General features: G+C 62.3%; 11 protein-coding genes and 1 other RNA gene. 11 read left to right on the top strand and 1 reads right to left on the bottom strand.

What is annotated here, in order from left to right; genetic code table 11:
• From WBB85_RS06165 to infB, 8 genes are all read left to right on the top strand, one after another.
• Nucleotides 1-712: branched-chain amino acid ABC transporter permease (locus tag WBB85_RS06165; RefSeq protein ID WP_432637753.1), on the top strand; the 712-nt coding region annotated here is incomplete at its 5' end.
• A 97-nt stretch (nucleotides 713-809) separates the two neighbouring features.
• Nucleotides 810-2,096: an ABC transporter substrate-binding protein gene (locus WBB85_RS06160; protein ID WP_432637752.1), complete on the top strand. Its 1,287-nt coding sequence runs from the start codon at nucleotides 810-812 to the stop codon at nucleotides 2,094-2,096.
• Between the two features lie 158 nt (nucleotides 2,097-2,254).
• Nucleotides 2,255-3,073, top strand: coding sequence for an ABC transporter ATP-binding protein (locus WBB85_RS06155; protein ID WP_432637751.1), 819 nt, complete (start codon nucleotides 2,255-2,257; stop codon nucleotides 3,071-3,073).
• A 14-nt stretch (nucleotides 3,074-3,087) separates the two neighbouring features.
• Nucleotides 3,088-4,284: a phenylacetate--CoA ligase family protein gene (locus tag WBB85_RS06150; protein WP_432637750.1), complete on the top strand. Its 1,197-nt coding sequence runs from the start codon at nucleotides 3,088-3,090 to the stop codon at nucleotides 4,282-4,284.
• Nucleotides 4,285-4,518: 234 nt separating this feature from the next.
• Nucleotides 4,519-5,088, top strand: a complete 570-nt coding sequence (gene rimP, locus WBB85_RS06145) for a ribosome maturation factor RimP (protein WP_432637749.1) — start codon at nucleotides 4,519-4,521, stop codon at nucleotides 5,086-5,088.
• Entirely contained in the window at nucleotides 5,089-6,702 is a 1,614-nt protein-coding gene (gene nusA / locus WBB85_RS06140) for a transcription termination factor NusA (RefSeq protein ID WP_432637748.1), read from the top strand.
• Nucleotides 6,703-6,725: 23 nt separating this feature from the next.
• Nucleotides 6,726-7,358, top strand: a complete 633-nt coding sequence (locus WBB85_RS06135) for an RNA-binding protein (RefSeq protein ID WP_432637747.1) — start codon at nucleotides 6,726-6,728, stop codon at nucleotides 7,356-7,358.
• Entirely contained in the window at nucleotides 7,355-9,883 is a 2,529-nt protein-coding gene (infB, locus tag WBB85_RS06130) for a translation initiation factor IF-2 (protein WP_432637746.1), read from the top strand. The genes WBB85_RS06135 and infB overlap by 4 nt, the downstream gene beginning before the upstream one ends.
• A gap of 138 nt (nucleotides 9,884-10,021) precedes the next feature.
• On the opposite strand, the gene WBB85_RS06125 is transcribed toward infB, so the two are convergent.
• Entirely contained in the window at nucleotides 10,022-10,513 is a 492-nt protein-coding gene (locus WBB85_RS06125; protein ID WP_432637745.1) for a BrnA antitoxin family protein, read from the bottom strand.
• 161 nt (nucleotides 10,514-10,674) lie between these two features.
• Here WBB85_RS06125 and ffs point away from each other — a divergent pair.
• The 3 genes from ffs to lepB all read left to right on the top strand — a co-directional run.
• An RNA gene (gene ffs / locus WBB85_RS06120) (signal recognition particle sRNA small type) lies at nucleotides 10,675-10,771 on the top strand.
• 165 nt (nucleotides 10,772-10,936) lie between these two features.
• A complete protein-coding gene (gene rsgA, locus WBB85_RS06115) occupies nucleotides 10,937-11,971 on the top strand; it encodes a ribosome small subunit-dependent GTPase A (protein WP_432637744.1) in 1,035 nt (344 codons plus the stop codon).
• Nucleotides 11,972-12,401: 430 nt separating this feature from the next.
• Nucleotides 12,402-13,114: signal peptidase I (gene lepB, locus WBB85_RS06110; protein WP_432637743.1), on the top strand; the 713-nt coding region annotated here is incomplete at its 3' end.

The following is a 13,114-nucleotide window of genomic DNA, read 5'->3' as shown; positions in this document are numbered from 1 at the left end:
TCTGCCCAGTCTGCGCATAAAGGGATTCTACTTAGCGGTAGCGACACTGGCCGCGCAGTTCTTTCTGGTCTGGTTGTTCAACAAGGTGCCGTGGTTCTACAACTACTCAGCTTCCGGCCAGATCAGCAGCCCTGAACGCACGGTACTGGGCTATATCGTGACCGGGCCGAATACCCATGCATGGGCTAAGTACCTTTTCTGTCTCGTCATCCTTGTGCTTCTGGCGTGGATTGCTCGCAACCTGACGCGCGGGTCTGTCGGACGGCGCTGGATGGCGATCCGCGACATGGATATCGCGGCCGAGATCATCGGGGTGAACCCGCTGACGACGAAGCTTTCCGCCTTCGCCATCTCGTCCTTCTATATCGGCGTGGCGGGGGCTTTGTTCTTCGCGGTCTATCTGGGGGCGGCCGAGGTGGGCGAGGCGTTTGGCATCCAGAAGTCGTTCCTCATCCTCTTCATGATCATCATTGGCGGCCTCGGGTCGATCTTCGGGTCATTCGCGGGGGCTGCCTTCATGGTGCTGCTGCCGGTCCTTCTGAAGAACGTCCTTGTCGGCCAGCTTGGCTGGGCCACGGACCTTGCCGCGCATATCGAACTGATCATCGTCGGCGGTCTGATCGTCGGCTTTCTGATCGTAGAGCCGCATGGGCTGAACCAGCTCTGGCGGCTGGCGAAAGAGAAACTCCGGCTTTGGCCCTTCCCGCATTGAGGGGCCGCCCAATAGGGGCGTTTGCCACGGCAAACGCCTGAAAAGACCGGCAGGAAGGCCGGCGAACCGCTAACCAGAAACCCTTGGGAGGAAGAATATGAAGAAGAGCTTTGCAACCCTGGCCGCAGCGGCCATTGTGGCGGTGGCGACCCCGGCGATGGCGGATCTGAACATCCCCTCGCTCAGCTACCGGACTGGCCCCTATGCGCCGGGTGGCATTCCTTACGCGGATGGCTTCGCCGACTACTTCACGCTTCTCAATGAACGTGACGGCGGCATCGGCGGCGAGAAGGTGGTGATCACCGAGTGCGAGACCGCCTATAACACCGAAAAGGGTGTTGAATGCTACGAGGCCACCAAGGGCTCCGGCGCGCTCGTCTACAACCCGCTCTCGACCGGCATCACCTATCAGCTGATCCCGAAGGTGACGCAGGATGGCATCCCGCTTTACACGCCGGGCTATGGCCGCACCTCGGCCGCGAATGGCAAGATCTTCTCAAACGTCTTCAACTTCCCGGCCAATTACTGGGACGGCGCCTCGGTGGCGATCAAGTATCTGCTGGATGAAAACGGCGGCGACCTGTCGGGCAAGAAGATCGCGCTGGTCTATCACAACTCGGCCTATGGCAAGGAACCGATCCGCACGCTGCAGGAACTGGCGACGAAGCATGGCTATGAGCTGATGGAAGTGCCCGTCGACCATCCCGGGCAGGAACAGAAGTCGCAATGGCTGCAGATCCGCCGCGACAAGCCGGATTACGTGCTGATGTGGGGTTGGGGTGTCATGAACGCCGTTGCCATTCAGGAAGCCGCCAATATCCGCTTCCCGATGGAGAACTTCATCGGCGTCTGGTGGTCGGGGTCTGAAAATGACGTGCTGCCTGCCGGTGATGGTGCCAACGGCTACAAGTCGCTGGCCATGCATGGGACGGGGATGGACTATCCGGTCTATACCGACCTCAAGCAATATGTCTACGACGCGGGCAAGTCTGCAGGCGCGGGCGATCAGGTTGGTTCGGTGCTCTACTCGCGCGGCATGTACGCGGCTGCGATGATCGCCGAGGCCGCGCGCAAGGCGCAGGAACTGGCGGGTGTCTCGGCGATCAATGCCGCACAGATGCGCGACGGGTTCGAGGCGCTGGACATTACCGAGGCGCGGATGGCCGAAATCGGTCTGCCGAACTTCGGCCAACCCTTCACGGTCTCTTGCGAAGACCATGGTGGCCCGGGTGCCGCGATGATCCAGCAATGGGATGCCACGGCCAAGAAGTGGAGCCTGATCACCGGCTTTATCGCGCCGGATGATGAGGTGCTGACGCCCTTGGTGATGGAAGACAGCTCGGCCTTCGCGGCGGAAAACAATATCGCCGAGCGCTGCAACTGACCGGCGTTCACCGGTCATCCCGGACGTGATCCGGGATCTGCCCCGGACGCGATCCGGGGGCTCTGACACCGGGGTGCGGCCTTCGGGCCGCCCCCGCCCCCCGAGAGGCCCCGGATCGGGGTCCGGGGCTGCGTGGTGACGGATGGAAAGGTCGCACAATGCTCGACGCCGGAAAGACCGAGACCCTGTTGGAGGTCAACAATATCGAGGTGATCTACAACCATGTGATCCTCGTCCTGAAGGGCGTCAGCCTCAATGTTCCCAAGGGCGGTATCACAGCCCTTCTGGGCGGCAATGGCGCGGGCAAGACGACGACGCTCAAGGCCATTTCCAACCTGCTGCATTCCGAGCGCGGCGAGGTGACCAAGGGCACCATCCTCTATCGCGGCGAGAAGGTGCAATCGCTCGATCCTTCGGCGCTGGTGAAGAAGGGGGTCATTCAGGTGATGGAGGGGCGGCACTGCTTCGAACACCTGACGGTGGAAGAAAACCTTCTGACCGGCGCCTATACCCGTGCCGATAAGGGTCAGGTCGCTGCCGATCTCGACATGGTCTATTCTTACTTCCCGCGCCTGAAGGAACGCCGCAAATCGCAGGCAGGTTATACCTCTGGCGGCGAGCAGCAGATGTGCGCCATTGGCCGCGCGCTGATGTCGAAGCCCGAAATGGTGCTGCTGGACGAACCTTCGATGGGTCTCGCGCCGCAGCTTGTCGAACAGATCTTTGAAATCGTGAAGGCGGTGAATGAAAAGGAGGGCGTGACCATCCTTCTGGCCGAGCAGAACACCAATGTCGCCCTTCGCTACGCCCATTACGGCTACATCCTGGAAAGCGGGCGCGTGGTGATGGACGGCCCTGCGCAGGAGCTGCGCGAAAACCCGGATGTGAAGGAATTTTACCTCGGCATGTCGGATGAGGGCCGCAAGTCCTTCCGTGACGTGCGGAGTTATCGCCGCCGCAAGCGGTGGCTGGCGTGATGAGGGATCAGAGCATGGACTATTTCGACGCCCTTGAAACCCGCTCTGCCGATGAGCGCGCGACCGCGCAGCTTTCTGCCCTGAACGGGCAGATGGCGCGTATGGCGGCGGTGCCGGGCGCCTGCCGGATCGACGGCAAGCCGCTTGCCGATCTTACTGGTCTTGCTGCCCTGCCCGTTCTGCGCAAGTCCGATCTGGTCGCCTGGCAGAAAGAGACGCCGCCCTTCGGCGGCATCCTGACCGCCAATGTCGCTCACATCTTCCAGTCGCCCGGTCCGATCTATGAACCTGGCGGGGTTTCGCATGATTGGTGGCGGATGGGCCGGTTTCTGAATGCATGCGGTATCGGCGCGGATGACATCGTGCAGAACTGCTTTGGCTATCACCTGACCCCTGCCGGCATGATTTTCGAAAACGGCGCCCGGGCTGTGGGGGCCAAGGTCCTGCCCGCCGGGACCGGCCAGACTGATCTTCAGGTCCGTGCGGCCGCCGATATCGGCACCACCGCCTATGCCGGGACGCCGGATTACCTGAAGGTGATCCTCGACCGTGCGGATGAGATGGGCGAGGCGCTGAAAATAACCCGGGCGGCGGTTGGGGGCGGGGCGCTCTTTCCGTCCTTGCGCGCTGAATATGCCGACCGGGGCATCGCCTGCCTGCAATGCTACGCGACCGCCGACCTTGGCAACATCGCCTATGAAAGTGCCGCGATGGAGGGGATGATCGTCGATGAGGGCGTGATCGTCGAGATTGTCCGCCCCGGCACCGGCGATCCTGTGCCCGAAGGCGAGGTGGGCGAGATCGTGGTGACCACTCTCAATCCCGATTACCCGCTGATCCGTTTCGCGACTGGGGATCTGTCGGCGGTCCTGCCGGGGCCGTCGCCCTGCGGCCGCACCAATATGCGGATCAGGGGCTGGATGGGACGCGCCGATCAGACGACCAAGATCAAGGGCATGTTCGTCCGGCCCGAACAGGTTGCCGACCTTGTCGCCCGTCATGCCGAGGTTGCCCGCGCGAGGGTGATCGCCACGCGTGAGGGCGAGATGGATGTGATGACCGTGCGGATAGAAGCGCCGGACGGCGAAGGCTCCCGCTATGAAGGATCAGTTGTTTCGGCCCTGAAAATGAAGGGCCGGGTCGAGATCGTGCCGCCCGGCAGCCTGCCCAATGATGGCAAGGTGATCGACGACCAGCGCGTCTACGAGTGACAGGGCGGAAAGATCGCGGCCTTGCCTGAGCTGCTCTGCCGGGTGGCCCCTTGGCCGGGCCGGGGGCATTCGCGGCCAGGAACCGCCTTTGCCCCGCTTTGACACTTCCGCTTGCAGACTCATCCGCCTTCCCCTATATCGCTTTCAACAGCGCGGCTGTGGGGTCCAAACTCACCGCCCACCGGGAAAGATCGACGGGCCGCTGAGCCCGTTTTTTGTTGTCTGAAGAGCCTGATGTCTGACCTTATCGCGAAAACCGCCATTGACCGGCGCCTGGCCGAGATCGTGACCCCGACCATCGAAGGTCTGGGCTATGAGCTTGTGCGCATTCGTCTGATGGGCGGGGTCTACAAGACCCTGCAGATCATGGCCGACAAGTCCGAAGGCGGGATCGACGTGGACGATTGCGGGAAAATCTCGGTCGCGGTTTCGGCAGTGCTCGACGTCGAAGACCCGATCGAGGATCAATACACGCTTGAAGTATCCTCGCCCGGCATTGACCGGCCGCTGACCCGGCTGAAGGATTTCGACGCCTGGAAAGGCTATGAGGTCAAGATCGAGACCAGCGAGATGATCGACGGGCGCAAGCGCTTCAAGGGGCTGATCGCGGGGACCGAGGGCGATGAAGTTCTGGTCGAGATCGACGAAGGCACGATCGGCCTTCAGTTCGACTGGCTGGCCGACGCGAAACTTGTCCTGACGGATGAGCTGATCACCGAAATGCTGCGGCAGAAGAAGGCCACTGAAAAGGTCGACGAAGCCGCGTTTGACTCAATCGAAGAAGAGACTTCCGAGGAGGAATGAATGGCGATTACCTCTGCCAACCAGCTTGAGCTGTTGCAAACCGCCGAGGCGGTCGCGCGCGAGAAGATGATCGACCCCGGTCTGGTCATAGAAGCGATGGAAGAAAGCCTCGCCCGTGCGGCGAAGTCGCGCTACGGCGCCGAGATGGATATCCGCGTCTCGATCGACCGAAAGACCGGCCGCGCGACCTTTACCCGGGTTCGCACGGTGGTCGAGGATGATGCGGTCGAGAATTATCAGGCTGAACTGACCGTGGCGCAGGCCAAGCAATATCTGGACGCCCCCACGGTCGGCGATGAGATCATCGACGAAGTGCCGCCGGTCGAACTTGGCCGGATCGCGGCGCAATCTGCCAAGCAGGTCATCCTGCAGAAGGTGCGCGAAGCTGAACGGGATCGTCAGTTCGAGGAATTCAAGGACCGCGCCGGGACGATCATCAACGGTATCGTCAAGCGCGAGGAATACGGCAATATCATCGTCGATATCGGTCGCGGCGAAGCCGTTCTGCGCCGGAATGAGAAGATCGGCCGCGAAAGCTATCGCCCGAACGACCGTATCCGCTGCTACATCAAGGATGTTCGCCGCGAGGCCCGTGGCCCGCAGGTCTTCCTGTCGCGCACCGATCCGCAGTTCATGGCGGAACTGTTCAAGATGGAAGTGCCGGAAATCTATGATGGCATCATCGAGATCAAGGCCGTCGCCCGTGACCCGGGCAGCCGCGCCAAGATCGGCGTTATTTCGTATGACGGATCCATCGACCCCGTGGGTGCCTGCGTCGGTATGCGCGGCTCCCGCGTTCAGGCCGTCGTGAACGAACTTCAGGGCGAAAAGATCGACATCATTCCGTGGAATGAAGATCAGGCGACGTTCCTGGTGAACGCGCTGCAGCCCGCCGAGGTCGCCAAGGTCGTCATCGACGAAGAGGCCGGCAAGATCGAGGTCGTTGTACCCGATGAGCAATTGTCGCTGGCTATCGGCCGTCGCGGTCAGAACGTGCGGCTTGCCTCGCAACTGACCGGTCTCGATATCGACATCCTGACCGAAGAGGAAGAAAGCCAGCGGCGTCAGGCGGAATTCGCCGAACGGACCAAGCTCTTTGTCGATGCGCTGGATCTGGACGAATTCTTTGCCCAGCTTCTGGTCTCGGAAGGCTTCACCAGCCTGGAAGAGGTCGCCTATATCGAACTCGACGAACTGCTGTCGATCGAAGGCGTGGATGAAAGCACCGCAGAGGAGCTTCAGGCCCGCGCCCGCGACGTGATCGAGGAACAGAACCGCAAGGCGCTGGAAAATGCCCGTGCGCTGGGTATCGAGGACAGCCTGGTCAATTTCGAAGGCCTGACGCCCCAGATGATCGAGGCCCTGGCCAATGACGGGGTGAAGACCATCGAGGACTTCGCAACCTGTGCGGACTGGGAACTGGCCGGTGGCTGGACCACGGTGAATGGCGAGCGGGTCAAGGATGACGGTATCCTTGAAAAGTTCGACATGAGCCTGGAAGAGGCCCAGACGCTCGTCATGACCGCCCGTATTCAGCTTGGCTGGGTCGATCCGACCGAACTTGAGGCCGAGGCGGAAGAGGGTGAAGAAACCGAAGAGGGGGCCGAGGCCTGATATGGGCCTTGGGAGGATCGCATATGACCCGAGGGGGACGCGACAAGGATAGGCAAGAGCCCGCAGAGCGGCGCTGCATCGTCACCGGTGACGTGCAGCCCAAGGCGGGGCTTGTCCGTTTTGTCGTCTCGCCCGAAGGTCAGGTCTTTCCCGATCTTGCCGAAAAACTGCCGGGCCGGGGCATGTGGGTCACCGCGGATCGCGATACGATCGCCAAGGCGGTGAAAAAGGGGCTGTTCTCGCGTGCCGCGAAGGCGCAGGTCACAGCCTCCGAAAATCTGGCCGATATGGTCGAGACGGGCTTGGCACGGCGGGTGGTCGATCTTATTTCACTGACCCGCAAGTCAGGGCGCGCGGTCGCCGGATTTGAGAAGGTGAAGGGCTGGCTGGCCGATGGCAAGGCCAAGGTTCTGTTGCAGGCCTCGGACGGGTCGGAACGCGGCAAGGGCAAGCTCTGGACCCCCGAAGGCGGGCGCTGGTTCGGCTGCCTGACCTCGTCCGAGCTCGGTCTGGCCTTTGGGCGCGATAGTGTGATACATGGCGCGCTCGGTGCTGGCGGATTGAGTAATCGTGTTGTAGAGGAAGCGGCAAAGCTTTCTGGTCTGAGAAAGAATGACGGCGGGACGTCCGCCGGGAAGGATGCAAAGTCGGCATGAGCGAAACAGACGGTAAAAAACCCCTCGGCCTCGGGGGCGGGCGTTCCGGTCAGGTGAAGCAGAGCTTTTCCCATGGCCGCACGAAGAGCGTCGTCGTCGAGACGAAGCGCAAGCGCGTTGTCGTGCCGAAGCCGGGTGCACCTGCATCTTCCGGCGGCGGTGCGGCGAGTGCCGGCGATCCTTCGCGCCGTCCGGCCGGGATTTCGGATGCCGAAATGGAGCGCCGACTAAAGGCGCTTCAGGCCGCCAAGGCGCGCGAAGCCGAAGAGGCTGAAACCCGTGCCAAGGAAGAGCGCCAGCGCGAGGAAGATCGCGAGCGTCGCCGGGCCGAAGCGGAAGCCAAGGAACGCGAGGATCGCGAGCGCGAGGAGGCTCTGAAGGCCAAGGCCGAGGAAGAAGCCCGCAAGGTGCAGGAGGCCGAAACCCGCGCCGCGCGCAAGGAAGAGATCAAGAAACCCGCCGCCAAACCGGCGGCCGTCGATCAGGCGGCTGCGCAGGCAGCGGCAGCACGGGCCGAAACCAAAGGCGTTACCACGTCCGGGCCGCGCAAGACCGACCGGGAACGGGATAATCGCGGTGGTGCCGCCGACAAGGATGCACGCGGCAAGGCTGGCCGCGATGACGGCCGTCGGTCGGGCAAGCTGACCCTGTCCGAAGCGCTTTCGGGTGGTGGTGGACGCCAGCGCTCGATGGCTGCGATGAAGCGAAAGCAGGAACGCGCCCGGCAGAAAGCTCTCGGGCTTGGTCAGCGCGCCGAAAAGCAGGTGCGCGATGTGCAACTGCCGGAAACAATTGTCGTTCAGGAACTCGCCAACCGTATGGCCGAGCGGGCCGCCGATGTCGTCAAATCGCTGATGAACATGGGCATGATGGTCAGCATGAACCAGGCAATCGATGCCGATACCGCCGAGTTGATCATCGAGGAATTCGGCCACAAGGTCGTGCGCGTTTCGGACGCCGATGTCGAACAGGTCATTGATGCGATCCAGGACAAGGACGAAGATCTGAAGCCCCGCCCACCGATCATCACGATCATGGGCCACGTCGATCACGGCAAAACCTCGCTTCTTGACGCGATTCGCAAGACCAACGTGGTTTCGGGCGAAGCCGGTGGCATTACCCAGCATATCGGCGCCTATCAGGTGACGACCGAATCGGGTGCGGTTCTGTCGTTCCTCGATACGCCGGGCCACGCCGCCTTTACTTCGATGCGCGCACGCGGTGCGCAGGTCACTGACATCGTGGTACTGGTCGTTGCCGCGGACGATGCGGTCATGCCGCAGACGATCGAGGCGATCAACCACGCCAAGGCCGCCAAGGTGCCGATGATCGTCGCCATAAACAAATGCGACAAACCTGCTGCCAATCCGCAGAAGGTGCGCACGGACCTTCTGCAGCACGAAGTTGTGGTCGAGGCGATGTCGGGCGAAGTGCAGGATGTCGAGGTTTCGGCGACGACCGGCAAGGGGCTCGATCAGCTTCTGGAAGCCATCGCGCTGCAGGCCGAGATTCTGGAACTGAAGGCCAACCCGAACCGCGCCGCAATGGGTGCCGTGATCGAAGCCAAGCTGGATGTCGGCCGCGGCCCTGTTGCCACGGTTCTGGTGCAGCACGGTACGCTGCGTCAGGGCGATATCTTTGTCGTCGGCGAACAATGGGGCAAGGTCCGCGCGCTGATCAACGATCAGGGCGAGCGCGTTTCCGAAGCCGGGCCGTCGGTTCCGGTCGAGGTGCTCGGTCTCAATGGCACACCCGAGGCCGGCGACGTTCTGAACGTCGTCGAGACCGAGGCGCAGGCCCGCGAAATCGCCGATTACCGCGAAAAGGCCGCCAAGGACAAACGCGCCGCGGCGGGTGCTGCGACGACGCTCGAACAGCTGATGGCCAAGGCCAAGGAAGACAAGAACGTCTCGGAACTGCCAATCGTCGTCAAGGCGGATGTGCAGGGTTCGGCCGAGGCGATCATTCAGGCCATGGAAAAGATCGGCAACGACGAGGTTCGGGTCCGGGTGCTGCATTACGGTGTCGGCGCGATCACGGAATCCGATGTCGGTCTGGCCGAAGCCAGCCAGTCGCCGGTCATCGGCTTCAACGTCCGGGCCAACGCCCCGGCGCGGGCTGCCGCGAACCAGAAGGGCGTCGAGATCCGCTACTATTCGGTCATCTACGACCTTGTGGATGATGTGAAAGCGGCCGCTTCGGGCCTGTTGTCGGCCGAGATCCGCGAAACCTTCATCGGCTATGCATCGATCAAGGAGGTCTTCAAGGTCTCCGGCGTCGGCAAGGTTGCGGGCTGTCTGGTCACCGAAGGTGTCGCCCGCCGCTCGGCCGGTGTGCGCCTTCTGCGCGACGATGTGGTGATCCACGAAGGCACGCTGAAGACGCTGAAGCGCTTCAAGGACGAGGTCAAAGAGGTCCAGTCCGGCCAGGAATGCGGCATGGCGTTCGAGAATTACGAAGATATCCGCCCCGGCGATGTCATCGAAATCTTCGAGCGTGAGGAAGTGGAGCGGAAGCTTTCCTAAGAAAGCTTCTGCACCAGAACCGAATGTGGCTCTCGGGACGTTACAGATAATCGCGGCTGCGCTCTTTCGTCCGGCGCGCATCGCACTTGCTACCGGGTGAAGCGGGCTCTCCCGCGTCACGTTGTGTCAGGTCTTGCGTCATCCGGCGCGACTTCGGACCCCGAACGCGGCATCCAGAAACGCGCGGCTGTCGGCATCGAACAGCCCCTCAGTATCGCGCAGCGACAGGTAGGTCTGCCGCGCCTCCTCGGACTGGACGACGCCGAATTCGGTCATCACCGTGTCAAGCGCCCGCGCCTGACGGTCGATCTCGCCCATCCGCATCTGGGCATATGTGGTCAGGATATGGTTGATCCGCGCCTGATAGCCTTTACCCATGGCGCGGAAAAGCTTTGCGACGCTGGCATCGAGGCGCAGGGTGATCTTCACCTTCTCTTCCTCGCAGTCCAGATCCTCCTCGACCGTGGCCCAGGCTTCTGGCACGCGTTCCTGCACCCGCCACCACAGCCCCTCATCATCTCCAAAGCCCTGAAGATGGCGTGCCAGCCGGGCGCGTGCCAACCGGGCGGTGCGGGTCTGGGCAAAGCGGCGCGGCGGTCCGGCGGTCTGTGCGGCGGCGGTGTCGGTCATCTTCCGGGCTCCTTTCGGCGCGGATCAGCCTCGCAGAAAGCGGTAAACGGCGGGCAAACCGGACGTGCGGTTCTGCCATACGTTTTGCCGACGCCGGGCCGACACAATGCCGACCGGGCTCCGCCTTGCGAATCCGCCTTGCAGGGTCTATATCCGAAATCGAGAGGTTGGCGCGGGCGAGCGCCTCGCCAACCCGGTCAGGTCCGGAAGGAAGCAGCCGTAACGAGCCCCGCTTGGGTCGTTGTCCAGCCTCTCACCCACGGTCTCTTACCGGCAAAGGAGTTGAACATGACAGAGCTTGTTTTCCTCCGGGCCGGGGCCGTCTGAGACCAGGGATCTGCCCCGCCCATCCCGACATTCCCCGCCTGCAGCAAGCGCTGACAGGCAGAAATATGGGTTTGCCAAGAGGGCAGAACATTGACCTTGAATACACACACACTTGCCGATCTCGGGTGGTCGGCAGACTTTCTGCGCCAGCTTGATGCGGATGAGCTGGAGAGCCTGAAACCAGCCCGCGTCACCGGCGTTCACCGTGACCGGCTGACCGCCCTGTCTGAAGATGGCGCGCTTCTCCTCACCCTGCCGCCCGGTCTTTCGGCGGGTGATGTCGCGGTCGGTGACTGGGTTCTTGCCGATGCCGAAACGGGCCGGGCAGAGCGGTTAATGGACCGGAAAACAAGGATTTTCCGTCGTGCCGCTGGCGACGCTTCGCGTGAACAGCTGATCGTCGCGAATGTCGATACGGTCTTTCTGACCACTTCCTGCACCGAGGAATTCAACGAGGCGCGGCTGGAACGCTATCTTGCGCTGGCCCATGCGGGCGGTATCCCCCCGGTCTTCGTCGTCACCAAGGCCGACAAGACCGACGACCCCGAAGCCTATCTCGACCGGCTCCGCGCCATTGCCCCGGCTGTGCCTGCGATTCTGCTGAACGCCACGGCGCCGGGGGCGGTCGAGGCGCTCCGCGACTGGTGCGGGCCGGGCCAGACGGTGGCCTTTCTCGGCATGTCCGGGGTGGGTAAATCGACCCTCGCCTCGGCCCTGACAGGCATTGATCTTGAGACCGGCGAAGTCCGCGCCGACGACATGAAGGGCCGCCACACCACAACCGCGCGCGAGATGCATGCGATCCCCGGCGGCGGCTGGCTGATCGACACGCCGGGCATGCGGGAACTGAGGCTCACCGACATGGCCGATGGCATCGATGAGGCCTTTGCCGAGATCACCGGTCTGGCCGATGAATGCCGCTTCCGCGACTGTACCCACGGGCCGGAACCCGGTTGCGCGGTTCAGGCGGCGATCGTGGCGGGGCAGGTCGATGCCGCGCGGCTGGAGCGCTGGAAAAAGCTGAAGGCCGAGGACGCTGCCCATGCCGCCACGGCCGCCGAAAAACGACGACGCGGCAAGGCGTTTTCCAAGGTCGTGAAACAGGCGAAGAAGACCAAGCGGCCGGACTGATCCCCGCCGCTATCTCCTTCCGGCGAAGGGAAATGGGAGGCGCATAGGGTTTGACCTGCCCCGGGATTCATCCTCCACCGTCGATTATTTCGTTTCGCGTTAAACTTGAATCACCTAACGCTGCCTGAAATGAAAGATTTCAACACGTTAGGTGATGAGTGATGTTTCAAGTTAAACGCGAAACGCTGTAGCTATACGGGATGCAACTACAGCATTGCGACAGGTGGCCGAATGTTTCCTGTGGGCCGCCGTCGCAAACTTCAATGTCATCTGCGCGCGGTTCGCGTCCATTCAGTGCCACGTACAGCATCTGGAAATATGGACTCGGATGTGGAATTCAGTCCAGGATCGTCGCTGACCCCGCAAAAACTTGACTCCCCGGCCCCGCACGCTCATGTAGCGCCAAAGCAGGAACGGGGCAGGACAAAACATGAGCGGCACGGCAAAGGACGGGATCGTCGAGACGATCAAGACGGTGGTCTATGCGCTTCTGATTGCGGGCGTGTTCCGCACGGTCTTTTACCAGCCGTTCTGGATCCCCTCGGGCTCGATGAAGGATACGCTGCTGATCGGCGATTTCGTCTTCGTCAACAAGATGGCCTATGGCTATTCGAAATATTCCTGCCCCTTCTCGGCCTGCCCGATCACCGGGCGCCTCTGGTCGGCCGAACCGGAACGCGGCGATGTCGTCGTCTTCCGCCACCCTTCGACCGGCGCCGATTTCATCAAGCGCCTGGTCGGTTTGCCCGGCGACACGGTGCAGATGAAGGACGGGGTGCTGTGGCTCAATGGTCAGGAAGTGCCGCAAACCCCCGCCGGTACGTTCGAGGAACTGATGGCGCCGCAGGGCTCGCAGGGCAATGTCCCGCGCTGCGCCAATTATCCGGTCGGTCCCGGCGGCAATTGCATCAAGGAACGGTTCACCGAAACCCTTCCGGGTGGTGTGCCTCATGATATCCTGAACATCACGGATGAAGGCGGCGGCGACAACACTGCGCTCTTCACCGTGCCGGAAGGGGAATACTTCTTCATGGGCGACAACCGAGACAACAGCCAGGACAGCCGCTTCAAACGACCGAACGGCGTTGGCTTCCTGCCCGCCGAATACCTGATCGGCCGCGCCGACCGGATCATGTTCAGTTC

This window comes from Albidovulum sp. (assembly GCF_049646345.1).
GTDB lineage: Bacteria > Pseudomonadota > Alphaproteobacteria > Rhodobacterales > Rhodobacteraceae > Albidovulum.
Note: the sequence above shows the minus strand (reverse complement) of the source record. Positions and strands in the feature narration are given on the sequence as shown.